We start from the raw sequence: 24,879 nt of genomic DNA, 5'->3' as shown, positions 1-24,879 counted from the left end.
GCGTGCCTGACGGCGCGGAGAGGGTTGGTTTTTTTTGCGGGAGGCGGGTTCCGTGGCCGATGAACGGGAACGGCGCTCCGCGCTCGACGACCTGGAGCAGCGCATCCGCGCCGCCCGTGGACCCGAACACACGGGTGGCAAGGAGTCTGGAGACGGGCCGGCGCGAGGCTCGGGCATGGGCCTGGGCATGCGCATCAGTGTCGAGATGGTCGTGACTGTCGCGGTTGGCGCCGGGATCGGCTATCTTCTTGATGCTTGGCTGGGCACCGCGCCGCTGCTGATGATCGTGTTTTTGTTTCTGGGCGCGGCGGCCGGCGTGAGCAACGTCTATCGGGTCGTGCAGGGCCTGGATGAAGGGGTCGGCCTCGGCCGGGCCATTGAGGCGAAACGCCGCCAGGAGGCGGCGGAGGCGGAGGCGCGGACCGCCCAGACAGGAGCATTGTCGTCCAGGGAACGGGACGATGACCGCTCCGGGTCGGGGTAAGGGCAGGCGGCGAAACAAGCGGGTAAGGAACCAAAGACCGTGGCGGATCCTGTCAAGCAGTTTCAAATCGAACCGATCGTGCCCCTTGATCTGGGCATCATCGATCTGTCCTTTACCAATTCCTCCATGGCCATGGCGGTCGCCGTCGGCCTGTCCGCAGCGCTGTTCTACGCCGGCACCCGGCGGCTTTCGCTGGTGCCCGGGCGCATGCAGTCGCTGGCCGAGATGATGTATGAATTCGTTGCCAACATGATCCGGGACAACGTGGGGAATGAGGGGATGCGGTATTTCCCCTTCATCCTGACGCTGTTCCTGTTCGTGTTTTTCGGCAACATGCTGGGCATGGTGCCCGGTAACTTCACGTATACGTCCCATATCATCGTCACCGGCGCGCTGGCGCTGTTCATCTTCTTTGCAGTGACGGTGATCGGGTTCATGCGCCACGGCGTGGGCTATCTGCGGATGTTCTTCCCGCACGGCGCCCCCATCGCCACCGCCCCGATCCTGATTCCCATCGAGATCATTTCCTACCTGTCGCGCCCCTTCAGCCTGTCCGTTCGACTGTTCGCCAACATGACGGTCGGGCACATCATGCTGAAGGTGCTGGCCGGGTTCGTGGTCTCCCTGGGGCTGCTTGGCGGCATCGTGCCGCTGGCCGCGGTGGTCGGCATCACGGTGCTGGAGTTCTTCATCGCCGCCCTGCAGGCGTATGTGTTCGTCATCCTCACGTGCATCTATCTGAACGATGCGATCCATATGCACTGAGAGGGTTTGAAATGACCGGGCCGGGGCCGGAGGTGGTCCCGGTTGGTGGTCCCGCGTGCCGGCGGCACCGCCGGTCTCTGTCCTTTCGAGAAGTCAACCAAGGGAACCTGGGAACATGGAAGCTGAAGCCGCTAAGATGATTGGTGCCGGTCTGGCCGCCATCGGCATGATCGGGTCCGGTATCGGTGTGGGCAACATCTGGGCCAACCTGATCGCCACCGTGGGCCGCAACCCGGCCGCCAAGTCCAACGTCGAACTGTACGGCTGGATCGGCTTCGCCGTGACCGAGGCCATCGCGCTGTTCGCCCTGGTGGTCGCGCTGATCGTCCTGTTCAGCTAAGACACGCGTCGGGCGGGTGCCGCTCGCCGTCGGGCCGCCGGCCCGCGCGGCGCGGTGCCCGTTGCCGTGCCGATCCTTGGGGTCGGCGCGCGCCGGCCCGTCGCGTGGAGCGCACGCAACACCGGGAGTCCCTCAGGATGCCGCAGTTCGACCCCTCCAGTTTCGCCTCGCAATTGTTCTGGCTGGCGGTGTTCTTCACGCTTCTGTACCAAGTGGTCATCAAGCTGGTGATCCCGGGTCTCGGAGGCGTCATGGAGAACCGGCAGCGCACCATCGACGAGGATCTGGCCAAGGCCGCCGACCTAAAGGCGCGCACCGATGCCGCCATCGAAAGCTATGAGGCGGCGCTGGCCGAGGCGCGCGGTCGGGCGCAAGCGCTGCTGCGCGAGACCGGCGAGGAGATCGCCAAGCAGAGCGAGGCCCGCAACCGCGAGGTCGCGGAGGCGCTGGCCCAGCAGGTCGCCGAGGGAGAGGCGCGCATTGCCGCCGCCCAGGCCGCGGCGCTTGACGACGTGCGCGACGCGGCCGCCGATGTGACCGCCGCCCTGACCTCGAAACTCATGGGTGGCGCGGCCGACCAGACGGCCGCGCGGGCGTCTGTGGACGCCGTGATGCGGGAGGCACGCTGATGTTCGAGGCTCTTGCCGCCGAAACGGCCGGTCACGTCGCCGAGCACGCCGGGGAGCACGCCGCTGGCGGGTTCTTCAGTCACGCCGAAAGCTGGGTGCTGGTCGCCTTCGTCATCGTGATCGGCTTCATCGCCGTCAAGTTCGGGGCTCCGGCCGTCCGCGCGCTGGATGCGCGCGCGGACGGCATCCGCGCCAAACTCGACGAGGCCCGCACCCTGCGCGAGGAGGCGCAGTCCCTGCTGGCCGAATACGAGCAGAAGCACAAGGACGCCCTGCGCACGGCCGACGAAATCGTCGAGCACGCCCATAACGAGGCCGAGCGCCTGCGCAAGAAGGCCCTGGACGACCTTGAGGAATCCATTGCCCGTCGTGAACGGCAGGCCACGGAACGCATCGCCCAGGCGGAGGCCCAGGCCATCCGAGAAGTCCGCGCTCGCATGGTCGATGTCGCCGTGGCCGCGGCGGAACGCCTGATCGCCGAACGCCTGGATGATCGCGCTCAGGCCACGCTGGTGGATGCCGCCATTGAGGAGCTGCCGCGCCGCCTGCACTGATCGGGGGCGCCGGACGGGTCCGGGGATCCAGAGCGGCCGACGAGGGGGTCAGCCTCCCTTGTCGGCCGTTTTTGTGTGAGCGGGCAACCGCGCGGATCATGGCCGCAGCGAGGTTCATGATCCTCCATGGAAAGAAGCACTCGGGCGCGCTCTTGTCCGGTCGCCTGAGCAAAACGCCCCCCAGGGTCACACTGGACGCGGGGGGCGCAGGAAATGTTTCCAATTCCGGGTGGCCTGTTTTAGGGTGGTGTCCCCTTTATTTTTCTCGGGTTTCAGAGTGGCGAAGGGCTTTTCGCGATGGCCAAGGAAATGCGTCGGGTCTTGTTGTCCGAGGCAGAATTCGAAACGGCGCTGAAGCGATTCGTGAAAGCCCGGGATCAGATGTTTCATGGCGCCACGCTGCTCGACAGCGGCATCAAGAAAGCCGAACCCCTGGAGGTCGAGGTGGTGGTGCGCACCCAGACGGGGCAGGAACAGTTCCTGACCCTGGGGCCGACCCATCTGGCGGCGGCGGTCATCCGGTTCTGCATGGACAACCGCATTCCCCTGCCCCGCAACGCCGAAAAATCGGTCAAGGCCGTGTCCGGCGGCATCGCGCTCGACATGCACATCGAGTTGAACGCCCGCTGAGACAAACACTGGACGAACAGCGCCGGCCCACCATTGATCGCGGCCGTCGAATGAACTGACCTCATTCGACGGGCGGCCGGGGCGCTTCCGCTGCCGCGAAGGATTGTTCGGCAATGGCGTCGATATGATCCGCCAGCGCTTCCGCGCTGTCCAAGACCGTGACCGCCCTGCCTCGATGTCCCGGATCCCCACGGCGACCGCCTCGCGCAGCGCCTCCAGGCGGGCGGCCTCCTCGGCGGACACACAGGGCAATCGGGTGAAAAGGTGTGTGGTCGTTAACACGGGGGATCGTGTGCCTTGTGGTAGTACGTCCCACCGCTTTTTTTGGGTAGGGCGGATTCGCCCCGCGCAGCGGGGCAATCCGCCGCGTGGCGGTGATGCGGCGGGTTGCGCCTGCGGCGCGAACCCGCCCCACGCAGTTTCGCATTCTGTCAAAAGTGCATTCACCCGATTGCCCTGGGCGGGCACAGACGCTCTTGGCAGAATATGCCAACGATCGGCGCGCCGACAATTCCCCAACTTGCGCGCCCTTCATCGCCCTCCCTATATCGACCGGAGCGAGAGCGCGGGTTTCACGACGACCCGCCACCACTTGGTGCCCGCCTTGAACAGGGGGCGCCGTTCGGGGGGACGCGGGGCGGCCCATCATCGGGAGCCGGCGTCCCTGCCACGCCAAGGGGACCCTGATCATGGACTTCGAGAAGCTCACCGACCGCGCCAAGGGCTTTCTGCAGGCCGCACAGACCATCGCCGTGCGCGAACACCACCAGCAGGTCACGCCGGAGCACCTGCTCAAGGCGCTGCTCGACGATCCGGAGGGCATGGCCGCCAGCCTGATCGCGGCCGCTGGCGGCGACGTCGAGAAGGCCAAGTCCGGCATCGACATGGCGGTCGGCAAACAGCCCCGGGTCGAGGGTGCGTCCTCCATGTACTGGGCGCAACAGACCACGCGGCTGCTCGATCAGGCGCAGCAGATCGCCGAGAAAGCCGGCGACAGCTTCGTCACCGTCGAACGCATCCTGCTCGCGCTGGCGCTGGCCAAGGGCTCCCCGGCCGCCAAGGTCTTGGCCGACGCCGGGGTGACGCCCCAGGGGCTCAACACCGCCGTGGAGCGCCTGCGCAAGGGCCGCACCGCCGATTCCGCCGGCGCGGAGAACCAGTACGACGCCCTGAAGAAGTACGCCCGCGACCTGACCGCCGCCGCGCGCGAGGGCAAACTCGACCCGGTGATCGGCCGCGATGACGAGATCCGGCGGACGGTTCAGGTGCTGTCGCGGCGCACCAAGAACAACCCCGTCCTGATCGGCGAGCCAGGCGTTGGCAAGACCGCCATCGTCGAGGGCCTCGCCCTGCGCATCATCAACGGCGACGTGCCGGAAAGCCTGCGCGACAAGGCACTGATGGTGCTCGATCTGGGCGCCATGGTGGCCGGCGCCAAGTACCGGGGTGAGTTCGAGGAGCGCCTGAAAGCCCTGCTATCCGAGATCGCCTCCAGCGACGGCGAATACGTGCTGTTCATTGACGAGATGCACACCCTGGTCGGCGCCGGTCGGGCGGAGGGGTCCATGGACGCCTCCAACCTGCTCAAACCCGCCCTGGCGCGCGGCGAACTGCACTGCATCGGCGCCACCACGCTGGACGAGTACCGCAAGCATGTCGAGAAGGACGCCGCCTTGGCGCGGCGCTTCCAGCCGGTGTTCGTCTCCCAGCCCACCGTGGAGGACACGGTCTCCATCCTGCGCGGCATCAAGGAGAAGTACGAATTGCACCACGGCGTGCGCATCGCCGACGCCGCGCTGGTGGCGGCGGCGACCCTGTCCAACCGCTACATCACCGACCGCTTCCTGCCCGACAAGGCCATCGACCTGGTGGACGAGGCGGCCGCGCGCCTGCGCATGCAGGTGGACAGCAAGCCGGAGCCGCTGGAGGACCTCGACCGCCGGGTGATCCAGCTCAAGATCGAGCGCGAGGCCCTGAAGAAGGAAAGCGACCCCGCCTCCCGCGAACGCCTGGGCAAGCTGGAGGACGAACTGGGCGACCTGGAGGCCAAAGCGGCGGCGATGGCCGCCGACTGGGAGCGGCAGAAGGGCGCCCTGGCCGGCACCACGGCGCTCAAAGAACAGCTCGACCGGGCGCGCGGCGAACTGGACATCGCGCGGCGCGAGGCCAACTGGGCCCGCGCGGGCGAACTGGAATACGGCGTCATCCCGGGCCTGCAGAAACAGCTTGAGGACGCCGAGACCTCCCAGGGCGACGCCCTGCTGAACGAGGTGGTGACCGAAGAGACGGTCGCCGCCGTGGTTTCGCGCTGGACCGGCATTCCGGTGGACAAGATGCTGACCGGCGAGCGCGACAAACTGCTGGCGATGGAAACCGCGCTTGCAAACCGGGTCGTTGGGCAGGCGGAGGCCGTGTCCGCCGTCTCCAACGCCGTGCGCCGGGCGCGCGCCGGGCTGGGCGATCCCAACCGGCCCATCGGCTCGTTCCTGTTCCTGGGGCCGACCGGCGTCGGCAAGACCGAGCTGACCAAGGCCCTGGCCGCCTTCCTGTTCGACGACGAGACGGCGCTGATCCGCGTCGACATGTCGGAGTACATGGAAAAGCACGCCGTCGCTCGCCTGATCGGAGCGCCCCCGGGCTATGTCGGCTATGACGAGGGCGGCGCGCTGACCGAGGCGGTGCGCCGCCGGCCCTATCAGGTGGTGCTGTTCGACGAGGTCGAGAAGGCCCACCCGGATGTGTTCAACGTGCTGCTTCAGGTGCTCGACGAGGGCCGCCTGACCGACGGTCAGGGCCGCGTCGTGGACTTCAAGAACACGCTGATCGTCATGACCTCCAACCTGGGCGCGGATGTGCTGGCCTCGCAGGCCGAGGGCGAGGATTCGTCGGCCGTGCGCGGGCTGGTGATGGAGCAGGTGCAGGCCGCGTTCCGGCCGGAATTCCTGAACCGGCTGGACGAGATCCTGCTGTTCCACCGTCTGTTCCGGGAGCACATGGCGGGGATCGTCGACATCCAGATCGCCCGCCTCGCCAAGCGGCTGGAGGACCGGGGGATCATCCTGGAGATGGACACATCCGCCCGCGCGTGGCTGGCCGAGCGCGGCTACGACCCGGTGTACGGCGCCCGTCCGCTCAAGCGCGTGATCCAGCGCCACCTGGAAAACCCACTGGCCATGATGGTGCTGGAGGGCAAGATCGGTGACGGCGACACCGCGCGCGTCTCCGCCGGCGAGGGCGGTCTGATCGTCAACGGCAAGGCCCTGGAACAGCCGGCGGCGGCTTGAAGCAAATCCCGAGCGATCCGGACCGGATCGCGACGACGATTTGCTTGAATATCAGATCGCGAGCACCGTAGGGCGGGTGACCGCAGGGCACCCGCCGCCCACCCACACCCCGGCAGCTGTCCTTCGGCCAGCCGCCCTACGACGGATCATACGATGTCCGTTTGGTCCGTGCGCAAATGCGTAGGTTGGGGTGAGCGCAGCGAACCCCAACGCCATTCGGTTCTGGGGGCCGAAACGTTGGGGTTCGGTGCGTGGCACCTCACCCCAACCTACGGAAATCCGGTCGAAGAACGCGAACCAATCAAGCGGTTTTCGGATCACGGTTCCTTTCCAGTCCCTGACAACGGCGCCGGCCCGGTCCCTCCGCATGCCCCGAACACTCTCTCGGGGGCGCGCGGAAGGACCGGGCCGGGTTCGGTCACCGTGCCTTCGGTCGGGATCAGCCCGGCCGGTTGTCGATCAGATCGTCAACCACCGACGGATCGGCGAGGGTCGAGGTATCGCCCAGGCTGCCGAAGTCGTTCTCGGCGATCTTGCGCAGGATGCGGCGCATGATCTTGCCGGAACGGGTCTTGGGCAGGCCCGGCGCCCACTGGATCACATCCGGGCTGGCGATAGGGCCGATTTCCTGACGCACCCACTTGACCAGTTCCTTGCGCAGCTCCTCGGTCTCCTTCTCGCCGGCCACCAGAGTGACGTAGGCGTAGATGCCCTGGCCCTTGATGTCGTGCGGGAAGCCGACGACGGCCGCCTCGGAGACCTTGGGGTGGGCGACCAGGGCGCTTTCCACCTCGGCCGTGCCCATGCGGTGGCCGGAGACGTTGATGACGTCGTCGACGCGTCCGGTGATCCAGTAGTAGCCGTCGGCGTCGCGACGGCAGCCGTCCCCGGTGAAGTAGTAGCCCTTGTAGGTCGTGAAGTAGGTCTGCACGAAGCGCTCGTGGTCACCGTAGACCGTGCGCATCTGGCCGGGCCAGCTCTGCGCGATGCACAGGTTGCCCTCGGTCGCGCCTTCCAGTTCCTTACCCTCGTTGTCCACCACCACCGGGCAGACGCCGAAGAACGGCAGGGTGGCCGAGCCGGGCTTCAGGTCGATGGCTCCCGGCAGCGGGGTGATGAGGATGCCGCCGGTCTCGGTCTGCCACCACGTATCGACGATGGGGCAGCGCTGCTCACCAACAACGTTATAGTACCACATCCAGGCTTCCGGATTGATGGGCTCGCCCACCGTGCCCAGGATGCGCAGGGACTGGCGGCTGGTCTTCTTCACCGGGTCCTCGCCGTCGCGCATCAGGGCGCGGATGGCGGTCGGCGCGGTGTAGAAGATGTTCACGTTGTGCTTGTCCACAACGTCCCAGAAGCGCGAGGTGGAGGGGTAGTTCGGCACGCCCTCGAACATCAGAGTGGTCGCGCCATTGGCCAGCGGGCCATAGACGATGTAGCTGTGGCCGGTGACCCAACCGACGTCGGCGGTGCACCAGTAGATCTCGCCGTCCTTATAGTCGAAGACGTACTCATGCGTCATCGACGTGTAGACGAGATAGCCGCCAGAGGTGTGCAGCACGCCCTTCGGTTTGCCGGTCGAGCCGGAGGTGTAGAGAATGAACAGCGGGTCCTCGGCGTTCATTTCCTCGGCCGCGCAGTCGGTCGACTGACCACCGGTGACGGCGTCGTACCAGTGGTCGCGGCCCTGGACCATGGTCACGTCGGCACCAGTGCGCTTGACCACCACGACATGCTTCACCGACGGGCAGCTTTCCAGCGCCTTGTCGGCGTTCGCCTTCAGGGGCACGGTGCGGCCGCCGCGCAGGCCCTCGTCGGCGGTGATGACCATGCAGCATTCGGAATCCTGAATGCGGTTGGCCAGACTGTCGGGCGAAAAACCGCCGAACACCACGGAGTGAACGGCGCCGATGCGCGCGCAGGCCAGCATGGCCACCGCAGCCTCCGGGATCATCGGCATATAAATGCAGACCCGGTCGCCCTTCTTGACGCCCATGTCACGCATGGCGTTGCCCATGCGGCAGACGCGTTCGTGCAGATCCCGGTACGTGATGTTTTCCGATTTGGCGGGATCGTCGCCCTCCCAGATGATGGCGGTCTGATCGCCGCGCGTCGCCAGATGCCGGTCCAGGCAGTTGGCCGCGACGTTCAGCGTACCATCGTGGAACCAGCGGATGTGGACGTCGTGCGGGTCATAGGAGACGTCCTTGACCTGCGTGTACGGCTTGATCCAGTCGATGCGCTTACCGTGCTCCCCCCAGAAGCCTTCCGGATCCTTGATCGACCGCTGATACATCTCGTTGTATGTCGCCGAATTGACGCGGGCGCTGGCGGCGGTGGCTTCCGGCACCGGAAAGACATGGACTTCGGACATCGGTGTGGTCCTCCTCATTCCCCAATAAATCAAGCCGGTCCGATCCACGGACCCTTGATATGTCGTTGCTCTTGGCTCAGGCGCAACGCCGGTCCCTCTCCAAACACGGCGGCGCGGCGGCATCGAAGGGCCGCAACAATAGAAAAAGATTCGGGGCACTGCAAACGAGTTCGGCCGGGCGGGTCGGACTCAGGGGACTTCAGAGCAAATCCCGAGCGATCCGGAACGGATCGCGACGGCGATCTGCTTCAATGTCAAATAATTAGAGCGCATTGCGTAAGTCAGAGCGCACGCCATGCGCTCTAATGGCGCCAGAACGCCACATTGAACAGGACCAAAAGCGGCAGCACTTCCAACCGCCCCGCCAGCATGGCGGCGATCAGCAGCCACTTCGACGCGTCCGGAAGGGTCTGGAAGGTTCCCGACGGCCCGACGATGTCGCCCAGACCGGGGCCGACGTTGCAAATGGCGGTGACACTGGCTGAATAGGCCGTGACGAGATCCAGCCCCATCAACGTCAGCATGATGGTGAACAGACCGATGGTGGCGACGAAGACGGCCAGGAAGGCCAGGACCGAGGTCGTGACGTCAGGCGGTAGGACCTGACCGTTGTATTTGATCAGGACAACGCGGTGCGGGCTGAACAAGTGCGTGACGTGGGCGCGCACGACCAGAAACAGCACTTGAAATCGGTAAACCTTGATGGCGCCCGAGGTGGATCCCGAACAGCCCCCCACGAACATCAGCACCAGGAACAACCCCACGGCACCCGGCCCCCATTCCGTGTAGTCGCCAGCGACGAATCCGGTGGTCGTCACCACCGACGTCACGCTGAACGTGGCGAGGCCAAGGGCTTCCCGGAACGGCAGGTCGCGCTGATGCTGAAGCCAAAGCGCGAGTCCGACGCCGGCCAACGCGAGAAAAACCAGGAACCCCCGCACCTGACTGTCGGTGACCAGCGGCCGCCACGCGCCGGTCGTGGCCTTGGCATACAACAGGAAGGGCAGTGATCCCCCGATCATGAAGGCGGTTGCGATCCACAGCATCGGCATACTGTTGAAATAACCAAAAGACGTGTCATGGGTGGAAAACCCGCCGGTGGATACCGTCGCCATGGCATGGGTGAGCGCGTCGAAGCCGGTCATGCCGAATTCGGCATACAATGCCGCACAGACCAAGGTCATGCCGCCATACAGGAACGCCAGCACGGAAACGGTTCGGAACACCGTGAACACCTTGAGATCGGAGGAATCCGAGCTTTCGATGCGGAAGATCTGCATGCCGCCGACGCGCAGCAGCGGCAGGACGAGGATCGCCAGCGCCAGGATGCCAACCCCGCCGAACCATTGCAGCAACGCCCGCCACAACAGGATGCCGTCCGGCAGGGTATCCAGCCCGGTGAGGACCGTCGATCCGGTGGTGGTGATGGCCGACATGGACTCGAACACGGCGTCGGTCAGGCTGACATCCATGGACAGGAAGGGAAGAGCCGCGATCAGGGCGACCGTGATCCATCCAAAGGTGGTGACCAGGAAGGCCTGCCTCAGGGTCAGGTCCAACGGTTCCCGGCTGTGGGTGCCAAGGACCAGAAGAATGCCCAGGAAACCCGCCCAGGCACTGGTGCCGGCGAACCAGTGCCATTCCGCGTCGTGTTCCAGGTAGTCGGTGGCAATCGGAATGGCCATGACCAGCCCGACCATCAGCACGATCCAGCCCAGAATATGCACAACCGGACGAACGTCGATCATCGCGACTCTTTGCCTTCTTCTTGATCGCCCGCCGTCGCGGACAGCGATGCGCCGGCCCGGCCCGATTCCACGACGCTACAGGCTCGGCTCGATGCGCTCGCGGGGCGCCCGGTCGCCGCCCGGCCGGCGGCGGCCTCTCGGCTTGCGCGCCATGCCCTTGACCACGGCCACCGGGGCCCACAGCACCCCCTTGACCAGTTCGTACAGGACCAACGTCAGAACGAGACCGGCGCCCGCCCACAGCAGCGACGCCGTATCCAGCGGCAACGCCGGCTGGAATCCGTCCAGGGTCGCCCGGGCAATCGCCGGGTCCAGGTGCCGCAGAAACGCGACCGGCTGCATCACGGGGCCGGCGTCGGTCAGCACCCGCAACGCCTCACGCAGGTCCTCGACCCGCGCGCTGCCCTGCGACATCATTGAGGCCAGCACGGGTTGTTCGGCCGGGCCGGCAAGGTCGTGCAGTTCGGTCAGGTGATCCAGGTTGCGCACCGCCTCGTCCGCGTGGCCGCCGAGCCGCTGCAGGTACTGATGCAGGAACGCGCGCCACTGCGACGCCGCCCCGCCGCCGACGGCCGCGACGGCGGCCCCGCCCAGGGAATCCAGCTTGCGCAGTGCCCAGCCCGCTGGCATCGTCGGTCCACCTCCTCAATGTCGTGTGGATCCCATGGTCTCCACCCTCGACCTGACCCAGGTCGTCGGCTTTGCCGCCGCCCTTTGTACAACGGTCGCCTTTCTGCCCCAAGCCATCAAAGCTTGGTGCACCCGCTCGGTCGGAGATTTGTCGCTGTTCACTTTCCTGGTGTTCACCATCGGCGTGGCGTGCTGGCTGGCCTACGGCGTTCTGACCGTGGATTGGCCGATCATTCTCGCCAATCTGGTCACCCTGATTCTGGCCGGGTCGATCCTGGCCATGCGTCTGGTGTTCGCGTCCCGCGCGGCACCGAAGGCGTAAGGCGGGCCGATGGATCTGACCGCAACCGGCGCGGCGCTGGCCGGAGTCGCGACGATCCTCGCCGTGGCGGTGTGGCGCGTCCGCCAACCGTGGCGACCGGGCCGACTGTGGCGTATCCCCTGGAACGCCGTGATGGCGCTGGCCCTGGTGGCGCTGATGGGATTGCTGGCGCATCTGGTCAGTCTGCTGACCGGGCAGCCGATCGAGCCGCGCGCACTCAGATGAACCGACCGGCGGCCTTTCGGCCCGGCCGCCGGCATGCTACAGCCGCCCGAGTCCCGCCTTTTCGGAAGCCCCCCATGACCGCCGACCCTGTTCCCCTGGCCGACTGGATCGACCGCCTGCCCCAGGCCCGCGTGATGTGCGTGGGCGATGTCATGCTCGACCGGTTCGTGGAGGGGGACGTGGACCGCGTCTCACCCGAGGCGCCGATCCCGGTGCTGCGCATCCGGGGCCAGTCGGCCATGCTGGGCGGCGCCGGCAACGTGGCGCGAAACCTGGTCGGTCTGGGCGCGCGGGTGGTGTTCCTGTCGGCGCGCGGCGATGACGAGGCCGGCGCCGAGTTGACCCGCTTGCTCGGGGACCTGCCCGGCGTCGAGGCCGATGTGGCCGTCGAACCGGGCCGGCCCACCACGGTCAAGACCCGTTTCCTCGCCGGGGGACAACAACTGCTGCGGGCTGACGCCGAGACCACCGGCGCCATCGGCCCGGCCTGCGCCGAGCGCCTGCTGGCGGCCGCCCGCGCCCACCTTGGGACCTGCGGCGCCATGGTCCTGTCCGACTACGGCAAGGGGATCCTGACGGCGCCCCTCACCCGCGCCCTGATCGAGATGGCGGTGGCCGCTGGTGTGCCGGTGATCGTCGATCCCAAGGGGGCCGACTACGGCCGCTACGGCGGCGCCACCGTGGTCACGCCGAACCGCAAGGAATTGTCTCAGGCCAGCGGCGGGCAGGCCACCGACACCGACGCCGCCATTGAGGCCGCCGCCCGCGCCCTGCTGACCGAGTGCGGGCTGGGCGCCGTGCTGGCCACGCGCAGTCAGGACGGCATGACGCTGGTGCCCGCCGACGGCGCCGCCCAACACCTGCCGACCGAGGCACGCGACGTGTTCGACGTCTCCGGGGCCGGCGACACGGTGGTCGCCACCCTGGCCGCCGCGATGGCCGCCGGAGCGCCGATGCCTGTCGGCGCGCGCCTCGCCAACGCCGCCGCCGGGGTGGTGGTGGGCAAGGTGGGCACCGCCGCCGTTCGGGCCGACGATCTGGTCGCCGCCCTGCGCCACCAGGACATCGCGCGGGCGGAGGACAAGGTGACCGGTCTGGACACCCTGGTGGAGACCGTGGAGCGCTGGCGCCGGCAGGGCCTGCGCGTCGGCTTCACCAACGGCTGTTTCGACCTGTTGCACCCGGGCCATGTCTCGCTGTTGGCCCAGGCGCGCGCGGCCTGCGACCGACTCGTGGTGGGGCTCAACGCCGATGCGTCGGTGCGCCGCCTGAAAGGCCCGACACGCCCGGTGCAGACGGAGGCGGCGCGGGCCACCGTGCTGGCTTCGCTGGCCGACGTGGACCGCGTGGTCGTGTTCACGGAGGACACGCCCTTGCGGCTCATCAACGCGCTGAAGCCCGACATTCTGGTAAAGGGGGCCGACTACACCATCGACACGGTGGTCGGCGCCGACATTGTCCAGGGTTACGGCGGGCGGGTTGTGCTGGCCCGTCTGGAGGACGGCCACTCCACCACGGCCACCCTGGCGCGGGTGAACGGCCCGGCGGCGTGATCGATTGCCGAGGGATCAACCCCATGGATTGGGACACGCACGCCCTGTATGCCGCCCTATGGGCCAGCTTCGGGCTCGGGCATTCGGTCTTCTCGAACCAGGGCATGAAGCGGCGCCTGCGCGGGCTCGGGCGCTGGTATCGCCTCGCCTACAACGCGGTCGCCACCCTGCACATCAGCATCGTGTTCGCGGTCGGCCTGTGGCTGTTGGGGGACGCGCCGCCGTTCGATCTGCCTTGGACGATCCGAGTCGTCATGCTGGGCGCGGCCGGACTGGGCGTGTGGATGATGGTGTGGTCGTCCCAGTACTACGACATGGGCCGGCTGGCCGGCACCCGGCAGATTCGCGAGCCGGAGGCCCCGGAGGATGAGCCGCTACGCCTGGACGGCCCGCACCGGTATGTGCGTCATCCGTTCTACGCCGCCGGCTTGCTGATCGTCTGGGGACTGGCGTTGAGTCCGTTCGGGCTGGCGACCGCACTGTGGGCCTCGATCTACCTGATCGTCGGCGGCAAGATCGAGGAACGGCGCCTGCTGCGTCTCTACGGCGAGGCCTACGCCGACTACCGTCGGCGCATTCCGGGATTCATTCCGGCGCCCCTGCTGGGCCGCCGGCCCCTGCCGGAGGCGTGAGAGCCGACCCGAACACCCGCTTGAAGATGGTGTCGACGTGCCGGGTGTGGTGGTCCAGGTCGAACAGGCCGGCCAGCGCCTCCGCGTCCAGCGCGGCAGACACCTCCGTGTCGGCGCGCAGCAGGGTCAGCAGATCGCCCTCGCCCTCCCACACCCGCATGGCGTTGCGCTGCACCAGACGGTAGGCGTCCTCGCGGCTCACTCCGGCCTGGGTCAGCGCCAGCAGCACCCGCTGGGAGAACACCAGCCCGCTCATGCGGGCGACATTGGCGGTCATGGCGTCCGGATAGACCACCAGCTTGTCCACGACTCCGGTCAGGCGGGCCAGCGCGAAGTCCAGCGTCACCGTGGCGTCGGGGCCGATCATGCGCTCGACGGAAGAATGGGAGATGTCGCGCTCGTGCCACAGTGCGACGTTTTCCAGCGCCGGGACGACGGCGGCGCGCACCACGCGGGCCAGCCCGGTCAGGTTCTCGGTCAGAATCGGGTTGCGCTTGTGCGGCATGGCCGAGCTGCCCTTCTGCCCGGGGGAGAAGTACTCCTCGGCCTCGCGCACCTCGGTGCGTTGCAGGTGGCGAATTTCGGTGGCCAACCGCTCCACCGAGCTGGCGATCACCCCGAGAACGGCGAAGAACAGAGCGTGGCGATCACGCGGAATCACCTGGGTGGAGACCGGTTCCGGCGCCAGCCCCAACTTGCGGGCCACATGGACCTCAACCGCCGGATCGATGTTGGCGAAGGTGCCGACGGCCCCGGAGATGGCGCAGGTGGCCACGTCGGCGCGGGCGGCGCGCAGCCGATCCCGGGCGCGCTCGAACTCGGCGTAGAAGCTGGCGAACTTCAGGCCCATGGTCACCGGCTCGGCGTGAATGCCGTGGCTGCGCCCCATGCACACGGTCATTTTGTGCTCAAGGGCGCGGCGCTTCAACGCCTCCAGCAGGGCGTCCAGGTCGGCCAGCAGCAGGTCGGCGGCCTGGGTCAGCTGCACCGCCAGACAGGTGTCGAGCACGTCCGACGAGGTCATGCCCTGGTGGACGAAGCGGGCCGGCTCGCCGACGTGCTCGGCCAGTTCGGTCAGGAAGGCGATGACGTCGTGCTTGACCTCGGCCTCGATGGCGTCGATGCGGGCGACACGCTCCGGGGTGTAGGGCTTGTCGCCCTTCTCCCACACGGCGGCGGCGGCGGCGGCCGGAATCACGCCCAACTCGGCCAGGGCGTCGCAGGCGTGCGCCTCGATCAGGAACCAGGTGCGGAATTTGTTGGCTGGCTCCCAGATGGCGGCCATGGCCGGGCGGCTGTAACGGGGGATCACGGGCGGCTCCTTGCGTCGGCGGAGGGATGCGTCGCCGCGTTATAGCGAAGGCGTGGGACGGGGGCCAGTCCGGGCGAGTGTTGCGTTCGCGCCACGCCCCGATCAATTGCGTGGTTCTGCGGCAGCATCGCGTTGACGAAACGAACCTCGTCGTGGCTTCATTCGAAAGCGAACCCGGCGAACACGGCGGGAAATCAGAGTCTCCGGTCCAAACCGGTGCCCCCGAGCACCAGAGCGGATCGAAACACAGGTCACAACCTCAGGTCTCATGAGAGGAAAAGTCATGAAGAAGGTCCTTTACGGAACGACGGCCCTGATCGCCGCGGGCGCCTTCGCCGCCACGGCCAGCGCCGAGCCGATCGAGCTGAGCATCGGCGGCAAGCAGGAAATGTACTTCCTTGCCGGGGATTCGAACGACAACAACGGTGAGACCTGGGCCTCCACCGGCATGTACACCGACACCGAGCTGTACTTCACCGGTCAGACCACCCTGGACAACGGCATCACCGTTCAGGCCATCATCCAGCTTGAGGCTGAGGACCGGATGGATCGCAACGCCGACGAGCAGGCCATCATCCTGTCCGGCGGGTTCGGTGCCATGCAGATCGGTCAGCGCCAGTCCTACGTCGGCATGATGCAGTACGTTGGGCCGAGCGTCGGCGGGCCTTTCGGGGCAAACGAGATCCGCGACTGGAACTGGGCCAATTTTACGAACGCCTCCAGCAGCCAGCACTTCAACTACTACACCGACGACGACCTGAGCGTGTCCTACGTCACGCCGTCGTTCTTCGGCTTCACCCTGGCCGGCGCCTATGCCCCGGACAGCAGCAACAATGACGACAGCGTCTTTGAGGAGTGGAACACCACCGGTTCTTCCTACAAGGACCTGCTGCAGGTTGGTGCCGCCTTTGACAACGAGTTCAGCGGTGTCGGCATCCACGCCGATGTGACCTACCAGTACTTCTTCGGGGCCGCTCAGAGCGAAACTCTGATTGATCTGACTGCTGGGCAGGTCACGGACCTAGCTACACAACTCGGCGTCGCGGATCCGGGTCAGGCGATTGAAGTGACCGCCACGGCAAATAACCCCGACCGCTCCCTGCTGCGCGGCGGTCTGTCGGTCAGCTACATGGGCTTCGAGGTCGGCGGCTCCTACGGCCAGTGGAACTTCGAAAACACCAACGACAGCGTTGACTCCTGGTCGGCTGGCGCCAGCTATTCGAACGGTCCCTACGCCGTGGCGTTCGAGTACTACGGCAGCTCGGAAGATATCGGCGCCAACACCGACGCGCACAGCTTTGCCTTCTCCGGCCGTTACATCCTCGGCCCGGGCATCAACCTGGGTGCGGCCGTCTTCCACGGCGACGAGGAACTCGACGGGAACAACAACGACCGCGAGACGACCGGCGTCGTGTTGGGCATTGGTCTGGCGTTCTAAGCCAGGACCAAAGTATAAAACGATCCTTGCGGATCGTTTCATCGGCAGGGAGGAGCTTCGGCTCCTCCCTGTTTTTTTGGGCCCTGTGCGCGCAGGATGTGCCTCGCGCCACGCCCATGTTTGGGCCGTTCACGCCCTCCCGAAATCTCCCCCCTCGGTGATCGACGTCATACACATCCAACACCAGTGTTCTCCGCCATGCGCGGAAACCGCTGAGAGCAAATCCCGAGCGATCCGGAACGGATCGCGACGACGATTTGCTTCAATATCAAAGAATGAGAGCAAATCCCGAGCGATCCGGAACGGATCGCGACGACGATTTGCTTCAATATCAAAGAAAGAGAGCACATTGCATGAGTCCGAGCGCACGCAATGCGTCGCAAGCGACGTGACCGTGCAATGCTGACGCGCGGCCCTGCCGGCCTCTGACGCCCCTTCGCCCCGGCCGCCGTCCCGGCGGAACGAGCTCCGGATGCCGTTTCCTGATTCAAGACAAGACGCGTCTGTCATCCCGAGCAAGGCGAAGGGCCGCTCGGCCCGGCGGCGCCTCGAGGCCTCACCAACACGAGCCGGACGGACCATCACAGGACGCGCGCCGGGACCGGATCGGACCCCCATCAAACGGCACGGGCCTTGGCCCCCCCGCAGCGTTCCTCATTCACGGGGGAACGTTTGGGTTTACGAACGCGACATCCGTCCGCCCTGTGCCGATCAAACGCGAAGTGAGCGTCCCGTCTTCTCCGTCCTCTGGACCTCGGGACCGCGATGACTCCGTGGCCAGGCGGTATGCCTCCGGAACGAAATGCAACAGTTCTGCAAAAGTTCTGCAACACTGTCGACCCAAGAAGAGAGGCCGGAAACCCCCGCGAAACTGGGACGTTGCCTATGAGTCAAAACGGGACCGTCAGCAAGGTGTGGCGCCAGGGACACACCTTCAGAGGCAGCATCCGAGGATGGCTGCGGCGCATTGACCCCCCCAGCCCCTTTATGGATATATCTAATAATGATCCGGGAGGATGCGATTCACAGTCAGTTTCGCGGTGCAACCGGTGCACGGAACAACGGACCGAACCAGAAAACGGATTCACGCTATCTGTCCCTTGAGAGGAGAAGTCATGAAAAAGATCCTATTCGGAACGACGGCCCTGATCGCCGCGGGCGCTTTCGCCGCCACGGCCAGTGCCGATCCGATCTCGTTGAGCATCGGCGGCAAGCAGGAAATGTTCTTCGGTGCCGGAGACGTGAACGACAACGCCGGCGAGACCTGGGCCTCCACCGGCATGGCCACCGACACCGAGCTGTATTTCAGCGGCGAGACCACGCTGGACAACGGCATCACCGTCCGCGCGGTCATTCAGCTTGAGGCCGAGGACAGCGCTGACCGCAATGCCGACGAACAGTACATCACGCTCTCCGGCGGGTTCGGCGCACTTCAAGTGGGCCAGAAAGAGGGCTACGCTGCTCAGATGCAGTATGCCACGCCGGGTGCTGGCGGTGTCATCGATTGGGACGAGATTGATGACGGATGGGCGCCGTTTGGGTTTGTTCCCGGGTATTATGACGACGACGACCTGAGTGTGTCCTATGTCACCCCGTCGTTCTTCGGCTTCTCGCTGGCCGGCACCTATGCGCCGGACAGCAGCAACAACGACGACAGCGCCTTCCAGGACTGGAACGACACCGGTTCCGACTACAAGGACCTGTTGTCCGTCGGCGCCGCCTTTGACAACGAGTTCAGCGGTGTCGGCATCCACGCCGATGTGACCTACCAGTATCAGTTTGGCACCACTACGCGCGAAGCTCTGATTGATCTGAGTGCGGGGCAGGTCACGGACCTCACTACACAACTCGGCATCGCGGATCCGGGTCAGGCGGTTGAAGTAAACGCTACCTCAAACAACGCCGATCGCTCCCTGCTGCGCGGCGGTCTGGCTCTGTCCTACATGGGCTTCGAGGTCGGCGGGCATTACGGTCACTGGTACGTTGATGGCGCCAACAACGACATGGAAGGTTGGGGTGTTGGTGCCGGCTACACGAATGGCCCCTACGGTGTGGCGTTCAACTATCGGGGCGGTTATCAAGACGCTGCCAACGACGTTCACCAGGACGGCTTCATGTTCTCCGGCAATTACATCCTGGCTCCGGGCATCGACCTGGGCGCGGCCGTCTTCCACGCCAATCAGGAGGTCGACAACGCTGCTGATCGCGAAGTCACCGGCGTTCTGTTCGGCATCGGCCTGAGCTTCTAAGCTCCGGCGTGGTCCGTATGGTGGCAATCTCTTTCGGGACAGCCACGCGAGAGGGAGGAGCCCCGGCTCCTCCCTTTTCGTTTGCGGTCTTATCGTCGCCCGGTATGGGAGGATGCGAATGGATCATTCGGGATTCGTATGGCTCGAATCCCCCTTGACGGCGGGCGGCAGAGCCAGCCGACGAAATGGCCCCGTCCGGAGTCTGGATTACCGAATACCCCGCCGGTCCCGGATGCGGTCATAGGCGTGGTTGATCGCGGCCATGGTCTCGCTGGCCTGGGCCACGAATTCCTGCGGCATGCCCTTGGCCATCAAGGCGTCCGGGTGATGTTCCCGCGACAGCCGGCGCCATGCGGCGCGGATCTCGTCGTCGCTGGCATCCGGCGACACGCCCAGCACGGTGTAGGGATCGGGCTCCGTGTCGGCGGCGCGCTCGAACTGGGCATGCAGGCGGTTGACGGCCTCCCGGGGCAGGCCGAACAGAGACGCCACGTCATGCAGGAACGCCGTTTCCGCCGGGTGCAACACACCGTCCGCGCGGGCGATGTGGTACAGCGCGGCCAGCAACTCTTCCAGCACCTGTGGGCTGTCGGCGAACAGGCCGGCGATCTGGCGGGCGTAGACCTCATAGCCCTCGGCCGATTGCTTGGCCTGATCGAACACGGCGGCGACCGCTTTCATGTCCTCCGGCGGAATCTTGAAGATCTGCTTGAAGGCCGCCACCTCGTCGCGCGTCACCCGGCCGTCCGCCTTGGCCATCTTGGCGCCCAGCACGATCACGCCGACGGCGAACGCCTGTTGGCGCGGGTCATCGCCGAGTTCGGCGGCCGTGTCCCGGTCGGCGTAGCGCCGCCCGGCACCTTGGTTCAGGTCTGCGGCGTCGCCCTCGTCCTCGCCCAGCACGACGCGGCGGAACCAGGACTGGAAGCGCTGCCAGGCCGGCCCGATGCCGCCGGCGCGGTCGACGTGATGGCCGGCGACCACGCCCAGCAGGGCGCCGATGGGGCCGCCGACCATGAAACCGCCGACCCCGCCGGCCACCCGGCCCCAGACGCTGCGGCTCTTGTCTTCGTCTCCCACGAACCGGCGGCGCCTCACGGTGAACCGCGCGTGGCGGTGGGACTGCCTGGAGAACCCGGAATGCTCATGGTCCCATCGCGGCATGGTCGTCTCCGGCGTCATGTTAAGAGGGCGTCGCGGTCAAGATAGGGCGTGTCCCCGGCCGGTCAAACCGGTTTTCCGGGGGCGGGCGCGAAACGGGTGACCACAGGCCGCAGCATCGCCGGCAGCATGTACAGCGGGAACTGCGCCAGGGCGAACCATAGCCCGATGTCCGGGTCGGCCGCCGGCGGCAGCGCCGCCAGCAGGATCCCCATGTTGCGGCTGCTCGACAGATAGCCCAGCCCGAGCGCGGTCGGACGTCCGAACGGCAGGAACAGGACCGTGGTCGTGGCCATCATGCCGGCGCACAGCACGAAGCTGAGCCCGATCAGGCGGGCCACACGCCAGGGATCGCCGGCCAGCACCTCGCCGACGCCGGCCATGATGGCCAGGGCGAAGGCGAACAGCAGGATCACCGCCACACCATCGAGGCGGCGGGCGTTGCGCTCCCGCCATCCCGGGGTGGTCATCCGTCGCGCCACCACGGCCAGCAGGAGTCCGCCTCCCACCACGCCGGCCAGACGCCACGCCAGCGCGCCCGCGTCCACCGATAGCGGCAGCGCCAGAACGGCACCGAACAGCCACGGCGCCGTCAGCGGCACCAGCACCGTGGCCAGCAGCGTCGTGGCCAGACATACCGGCAACGGCAACCCCATCATCAGCGCGATGGCCGGCGCGGCGGTGATGGGCGACGAGGCCGCCATCATCACCATGCCCGCCTCCACGCCCGGACTGTCCAGCGGCCCGGCCAGCGTCACCACGCCCAGCATCAGAGGCGCGGTGCCCAGCAGCAGCCAGGGGACCGCCAGCAGCGGCGCCAGCGGCGCGCGAAGCTGGGCCAGGGCCTCCGCCCGGCGCAGCCGCATCAGAGCCAACGCCAGCAATCCACTCACCAATGGGGCGAGCAGCGGCCGCGCCGCCTCCGCCGCGCCCGGCAGGGCCAGCCCGAACAGGGCGCCGCCGGCCAGCATCAGCGTGGCGTGACGTCCCAGGGTATCAAGCAGTCGCAAGGCAAGAGTCATGCAGGGGGCCGCCGTGTCGGGTCCGGGTCAGGAGGTTTGGTCTTCGTTATCTTCACCGCGCAGCCAGTCCAGCCGCCAACCGCCGCTGCCGGGCCGGTCGGCTAGCCGCTCGGCCAGCCAGGGCAGGACGACGCACAGGGTTTCGTCCAGGCGCCACGGCGGGTTGACCAGGATCAGGCCGGCCCCCGCCATGCCGGCGACGGTGGTGGTCGGCCGCGTGGTCAACTCGACGGCCAGAACGCGCGGAATGCCGCTGTCGGCGATCTGCTGGCGAAACGACTCGACGGCGCCCGGGTCCTTCACGGGATACCACAGCATGTAGAGACCCGTGGCGAAACGCCGATGGGCGCGCCGCAGGGCCAGGCTGAGGGCCTGGAACTCGGCGCGATCCTCGAACGGCGGGTCGATCAGAACCAGCCCGCGCCGCTCCGGCGGCGGCAGACTGGCGGCCAGGGCCGCATACCCGTCCTCCGCACGGATCCGGACACCACGCCGCCGGCCCAACAGCGCCGTCAGGGCGGCGTGCGCCCCAGGCTCCCGCTCCACCGCCACCAGCCGGTCCCCCGGACGCAGCATCCCCGCGCCGATCAACGGCGATCCCGGATAGATGGTCGCCCCCCGTTCGGATCGGACCCGGTTCACCACGTCAAGATACGGGTGCAGACCGTCCGGCACCGCGTCGGCCCCATCCAGCCGGCCGATGCCGGCGACCCATTCCCCGGTGCGACTCGCCGCCTCGCCCGCGAGGTCGAACGCCCCGGCCCCGGCATGCGTATCCAGCATCAGGAACGGCTTGGGCTTGGCGCGCAGGTGCGTCAGCACCAGGGCCAGCACGGCATGCTTCAGAACGTCGCCGACATTGCCGGCGTGATAGTCGTGACGATAGTTCATGCGTGCCGAACCGGGGTGGACGGGGCGGCCAAAAGGCGTATGGCCGTGTGGCAGCGATGACAGGACCCCAAGAGTATGATAGAGTCTGCGCCAAGTGAATGAGTGCGATGACACCGAAAGATATAGTCCGAAACCAATGGACGCAAGCACCCCATCTTTTGGATCCATGGCGCCGGCCGGTGCCGACTTCATCCGCTCTGCCGTTTTTCAGCGAAAAGCAAAGCAAACAGCCTCCATCGCGGGTGATGACCCGACGGTGAACGGCCATGATGCGGGGACCTCCTTCGGTTGGAACGTCCCCGCTCACGCTCCCGTCCCGGGTCAGTGAAGAGGACACTCCAGGCATGTGCAAAGCGATGGCTCCTGCCGTGAACGACCTTGTGCCCGCCCGCAATCCCTTGCGGCTGGATCTGCGGGAGGTGATCTACGTCCTCTCCGGGGTGTTCGATTTCGTCGGCGTCACGGACGTGCTGCATGGCAAGCGGGTGGCGCACATGGCGATGGCCGTGGGCCGCGCCCTGGGGCTGGATCAGGATCGGCTCGACGACCTGTTCGAGGCCGCGCTGATCCATGACGCCGGGGTCTCGACCACGCGCGAGCACGACAAGCTGATCTCGCAGTACGCCTTTCTTGAGGTGGACTGGCACTGCGTCCGGGGTCAGGACCTGTTCCTGCGGTTCGCGCCCATGGCCCATCTGGCCCCGATCATCGCCTACCATCACACCGCCTGGAGCCGGCTGCGGAATTCCGACAACGGGCTCAGTCGCGACACCCGCTTGGCCACCAACATCATCCATCTGGTGGACCGCGTCGATTCCCTGCTGGCCCGCCAGCCCGGAATCGATCCCGCGCTGATGCGCCCGTGCGTGCTGGAGATTCTGGAGCACTCCGGGCAGGATTTCGCGCCAGAGGTGCTGGAGGCCTTCCGGGAGGTCTCGGCGCGCGAGGCGTTCTGGTTCGGGCTTGATGCCGACGCCCTGGCCGTGGAACTGGCGCCGCATGCCCGGCATGGCCACACCCGCACCCTCTCATCGTCCGAACTGACCGAACTGGCAACCCTGTTCGCCAGTATCGTGGACGCCAAGAGCCCCTTCACCGCCGAACATTCGGCCGGCGTCGGGCACCTCAGCGCCCATCTGGCGGCCCGGGCCGAGCTGGACGCCGATGTGTGCGAACAGATCGAGATCGCCGCCCTTTTGCACGACATCGGAAAACTGCGCATTCCCGACGCCATTCTCGACAAACCCGGGCCGCTGGATGCGCGCGAACGCGCGACGATGAATCGCCATGCCTACTACACCTATCTGATCCTGACCCAGATCACCGGCTTTGACGAGATCGCGGTCTGGGCCGCCTACCACCACGAGAGCCCCAACGGCGGCGGGTATCCCTTTCGCGAGAGCGGCGCCGGCCTGCCCCTTGAGGCCCGCATCGTCGCCGTGGCCGACGTGTTCCAGGCGCTGGCCCAGGTCCGGCCCTACCGCGATGCCATGAAGCCGGATCGGATCATGGGCATTCTCGGATCGCTGGCCCGCGAAAACCGGCTGGACGGGGATCTGGTGGCGTTGATCGACGAGGACCTGGACACCTGCTGGCGGGTGGCGGTGCATCCGGGATAGCACATCGTCCCTTTCGGGAGGGGTGGGGCGCTTCCCGACGGCGTTTCAGCCGCCCGCCGCTTCGGTCTTGGGCTTCAGGAACGGGTTCAGAACCTCGTCAAGTTCGGCTTTCGAAAGGGCGAGCGCATTGGCGACATCCTGAAGGAAGGCGATTTCACCCGCCTCGATCTTGCCATCCGCGCACAGAACCATCATTGCAGCGGAAACGAGCATTTTCCGTCCATCGGATGTCAAAGTGGTCTTGAGTGACCTGATCTCGTTGCCGATCAGGTCCCCTTCATTCTTCGTTGCGGCGATGCAGTGATCGAGATCCGGTTGTGCCAGATCGGTTCCAGAGACTCGCTTGTAGACGTCGTGAACGACGTTTTTCTCGTTCTCGTCGACGGATCCGTCCGACAACATCGCAGAGACGAGAACTCGTTTCAGTCCGGCCTTGAAGGCAACATCCGCCTCCGCCTTGGTCGTTGCCTTTGACGAGCCACGCCCCTTGATCGCTCTTGTAATTCCCCCAAACACAAGAAGTGCCGCAAGCAGCAACCAGAGCGAATATCCATACAAATAATCTTCAATAGGACGACTGTAGGTGGGCAAAGGATCAGGCAGAAGTCCTGCTTTCTGAAGCCGCTCCAATTCTTCTTTCGCCGGAATTTCGTAGTATCCGCCCCCAGTTTTTTCAGCCAGAACGAGCTTAGAGCTTGTACCTAAGCCCGCAATAAACATGTAGTACGAGTTCAATTTGGCTAGGCAGAGATCTTCGTTGCCGCTGCCCTTGATCGGGACATCTTCCAAACAGGTGATCGTGTCCGACTGGCCAAACACGAAGAAGGGCAGTCCATGGCCTCCTGACCGAGCCTCGGCGACCGTGGAGAGCGACGTGAAGACGGCGGTCAGGCACAACCCCGTCAGGACGAATATCGCACTGCGCCTCATCACTCACTCCACTACTGATTGCGCATCGCCGCAATTCCAGGAGGCAAATATTTCTCATAAATCACAAAAGGTGTCCACCATAAA

The 24,879-nt window shown here is 66.2% G+C and carries 22 protein-coding genes; 14 read left to right on the top strand and 8 right to left on the bottom strand.

Annotated features, from left to right (window positions below):
• Nucleotides 1-91: 91 nt before the first annotated feature.
• The 7 genes from BLS85_RS07105 (at nucleotide 92) to clpB (ending at nucleotide 6,686) form a co-directional block, all read left to right on the top strand.
• Nucleotides 92-484 (top strand): AtpZ/AtpI family protein, encoded by a 393-nt coding sequence (locus BLS85_RS07105; RefSeq protein WP_425438472.1) that lies wholly within the window; start codon nucleotides 92-94, stop codon nucleotides 482-484.
• A gap of 39 nt (nucleotides 485-523) precedes the next feature.
• Nucleotides 524-1,249 (top strand): F0F1 ATP synthase subunit A, encoded by a 726-nt coding sequence (locus BLS85_RS07100; protein WP_092784382.1) that lies wholly within the window; start codon nucleotides 524-526, stop codon nucleotides 1,247-1,249.
• Nucleotides 1,250-1,364: 115 nt separating this feature from the next.
• Nucleotides 1,365-1,589 carry an ATP synthase subunit C family protein gene (locus BLS85_RS07095; protein ID WP_092784379.1) on the top strand — a complete coding sequence of 75 codons (225 nt, stop codon included), beginning with the start codon at nucleotides 1,365-1,367 and terminating at the stop codon, nucleotides 1,587-1,589.
• Between the two features lie 137 nt (nucleotides 1,590-1,726).
• Nucleotides 1,727-2,218: a F0F1 ATP synthase subunit B family protein gene (locus BLS85_RS07090; protein ID WP_092784376.1), complete on the top strand. Its 492-nt coding sequence runs from the start codon at nucleotides 1,727-1,729 to the stop codon at nucleotides 2,216-2,218.
• Complete coding sequence (locus BLS85_RS07085) at nucleotides 2,218-2,772, top strand: F0F1 ATP synthase subunit B family protein (protein ID WP_245699126.1); 555 nt, start codon at nucleotides 2,218-2,220, stop codon at nucleotides 2,770-2,772. The genes BLS85_RS07090 and BLS85_RS07085 overlap by 1 nt, the downstream gene beginning before the upstream one ends.
• A 297-nt stretch (nucleotides 2,773-3,069) precedes the next feature.
• Nucleotides 3,070-3,402 (top strand): hypothetical protein, encoded by a 333-nt coding sequence (locus BLS85_RS07080; protein WP_092784370.1) that lies wholly within the window; start codon nucleotides 3,070-3,072, stop codon nucleotides 3,400-3,402.
• 689 nt (nucleotides 3,403-4,091) lie between these two features.
• A complete protein-coding gene (clpB, locus tag BLS85_RS07075) occupies nucleotides 4,092-6,686 on the top strand; it encodes an ATP-dependent chaperone ClpB (protein WP_092784367.1) in 2,595 nt (864 codons plus the stop codon).
• 439 nt (nucleotides 6,687-7,125) lie between these two features.
• Here clpB and acs read toward each other — a convergent pair whose 3' ends face one another.
• The 3 genes from acs to BLS85_RS07060 form a co-directional block, all read right to left on the bottom strand.
• Nucleotides 7,126-9,063 carry an acetate--CoA ligase gene (gene acs / locus BLS85_RS07070; RefSeq protein ID WP_092784364.1) on the bottom strand — a complete coding sequence of 646 codons (1,938 nt, stop codon included), beginning with the start codon at nucleotides 9,061-9,063 and terminating at the stop codon, nucleotides 7,126-7,128.
• A gap of 302 nt (nucleotides 9,064-9,365) precedes the next feature.
• Nucleotides 9,366-10,811, bottom strand: a complete 1,446-nt coding sequence (locus BLS85_RS07065; protein ID WP_092784361.1) for a TrkH family potassium uptake protein — start codon at nucleotides 10,809-10,811, stop codon at nucleotides 9,366-9,368.
• A gap of 75 nt (nucleotides 10,812-10,886) precedes the next feature.
• On the bottom strand, nucleotides 10,887-11,441 hold the full coding sequence (locus tag BLS85_RS07060) for a DUF2937 family protein (protein WP_092784358.1): 555 nt from the start codon (nucleotides 11,439-11,441) through the stop codon (nucleotides 10,887-10,889).
• Nucleotides 11,442-11,475: 34 nt separating this feature from the next.
• Here BLS85_RS07060 and BLS85_RS07055 point away from each other — a divergent pair, with 34 nt between their 5' ends.
• The 4 genes from BLS85_RS07055 to BLS85_RS07040 all read left to right on the top strand — a co-directional run bounded on the left by BLS85_RS07055 (nucleotide 11,476) and on the right by BLS85_RS07040 (nucleotide 14,173).
• The gene (locus tag BLS85_RS07055; protein WP_092784355.1) at nucleotides 11,476-11,763 is read left to right on the top strand and encodes a SemiSWEET transporter; all 288 of its coding nucleotides are present in this window, start codon (nucleotides 11,476-11,478) and stop codon (nucleotides 11,761-11,763) included.
• A gap of 9 nt (nucleotides 11,764-11,772) precedes the next feature.
• Complete coding sequence (locus BLS85_RS07050) at nucleotides 11,773-11,988, top strand: hypothetical protein (RefSeq protein ID WP_092784352.1); 216 nt, start codon at nucleotides 11,773-11,775, stop codon at nucleotides 11,986-11,988.
• 74 nt (nucleotides 11,989-12,062) lie between these two features.
• The gene (rfaE1, locus tag BLS85_RS07045; protein ID WP_092784349.1) at nucleotides 12,063-13,541 is read left to right on the top strand and encodes a D-glycero-beta-D-manno-heptose-7-phosphate kinase; all 1,479 of its coding nucleotides are present in this window, start codon (nucleotides 12,063-12,065) and stop codon (nucleotides 13,539-13,541) included.
• 23 nt (nucleotides 13,542-13,564) lie between these two features.
• Nucleotides 13,565-14,173, top strand: a complete 609-nt coding sequence (locus BLS85_RS07040; RefSeq protein ID WP_092784346.1) for a methyltransferase family protein — start codon at nucleotides 13,565-13,567, stop codon at nucleotides 14,171-14,173.
• On the opposite strand, the gene purB is transcribed toward BLS85_RS07040, so the two are convergent.
• On the bottom strand, nucleotides 14,127-15,485 hold the full coding sequence (gene purB / locus BLS85_RS07035; RefSeq protein ID WP_092784343.1) for an adenylosuccinate lyase: 1,359 nt from the start codon (nucleotides 15,483-15,485) through the stop codon (nucleotides 14,127-14,129). The two genes, BLS85_RS07040 and purB, sit on opposite strands and share 47 nt — an antisense overlap.
• 283 nt (nucleotides 15,486-15,768) lie before the next feature.
• Here purB and BLS85_RS07030 point away from each other — a divergent pair, with 283 nt between their 5' ends.
• Together BLS85_RS07030 and BLS85_RS07025 are read left to right on the top strand one after the other, a co-directional pair.
• A complete protein-coding gene (locus BLS85_RS07030; RefSeq protein WP_176793455.1) occupies nucleotides 15,769-16,923 on the top strand; it encodes a porin in 1,155 nt (384 codons plus the stop codon).
• Nucleotides 16,924-17,939: 1,016 nt separating this feature from the next.
• Nucleotides 17,940-19,172: a porin gene (locus BLS85_RS07025; protein ID WP_092784338.1), complete on the top strand. Its 1,233-nt coding sequence runs from the start codon at nucleotides 17,940-17,942 to the stop codon at nucleotides 19,170-19,172.
• Between the two features lie 207 nt (nucleotides 19,173-19,379).
• Here the strand turns inward: BLS85_RS07025 and BLS85_RS07020 are convergent, their stop codons facing one another.
• The 3 genes from BLS85_RS07020 to BLS85_RS07010 all read right to left on the bottom strand — a co-directional run bounded on the left by BLS85_RS07020 (nucleotide 19,380) and on the right by BLS85_RS07010 (nucleotide 22,246).
• A complete protein-coding gene (locus BLS85_RS07020) occupies nucleotides 19,380-20,336 on the bottom strand; it encodes a TerB family tellurite resistance protein (RefSeq protein ID WP_092784775.1) in 957 nt (318 codons plus the stop codon).
• A 62-nt stretch (nucleotides 20,337-20,398) separates the two neighbouring features.
• Nucleotides 20,399-21,355, bottom strand: coding sequence for a hypothetical protein (locus BLS85_RS07015; protein ID WP_092784335.1), 957 nt, complete (start codon nucleotides 21,353-21,355; stop codon nucleotides 20,399-20,401).
• A 27-nt stretch (nucleotides 21,356-21,382) separates the two neighbouring features.
• A complete protein-coding gene (locus tag BLS85_RS07010) occupies nucleotides 21,383-22,246 on the bottom strand; it encodes a 23S rRNA (adenine(2030)-N(6))-methyltransferase RlmJ (RefSeq protein ID WP_092784332.1) in 864 nt (287 codons plus the stop codon).
• A gap of 368 nt (nucleotides 22,247-22,614) precedes the next feature.
• On the opposite strand from BLS85_RS07010, the gene BLS85_RS07005 reads away from it, so the two are divergent.
• A complete protein-coding gene (locus BLS85_RS07005; RefSeq protein WP_218128333.1) occupies nucleotides 22,615-23,865 on the top strand; it encodes an HD domain-containing phosphohydrolase in 1,251 nt (416 codons plus the stop codon).
• A 45-nt stretch (nucleotides 23,866-23,910) separates the two neighbouring features.
• Here BLS85_RS07005 and BLS85_RS07000 read toward each other — a convergent pair whose 3' ends face one another.
• Complete coding sequence (locus BLS85_RS07000; protein ID WP_092784327.1) at nucleotides 23,911-24,795, bottom strand: tellurite resistance TerB family protein; 885 nt, start codon at nucleotides 24,793-24,795, stop codon at nucleotides 23,911-23,913.
• Between the last annotated feature and the right edge of the window lie 84 nt (nucleotides 24,796-24,879).

It is taken from the genome of Rhodospira trueperi, from assembly GCF_900101965.1.
Classification (GTDB): domain Bacteria; phylum Pseudomonadota; class Alphaproteobacteria; order Rhodospirillales; family Rhodospirillaceae; genus Rhodospira; species Rhodospira trueperi.
This window is presented reverse-complemented; position numbering and strand designations above follow the sequence as displayed.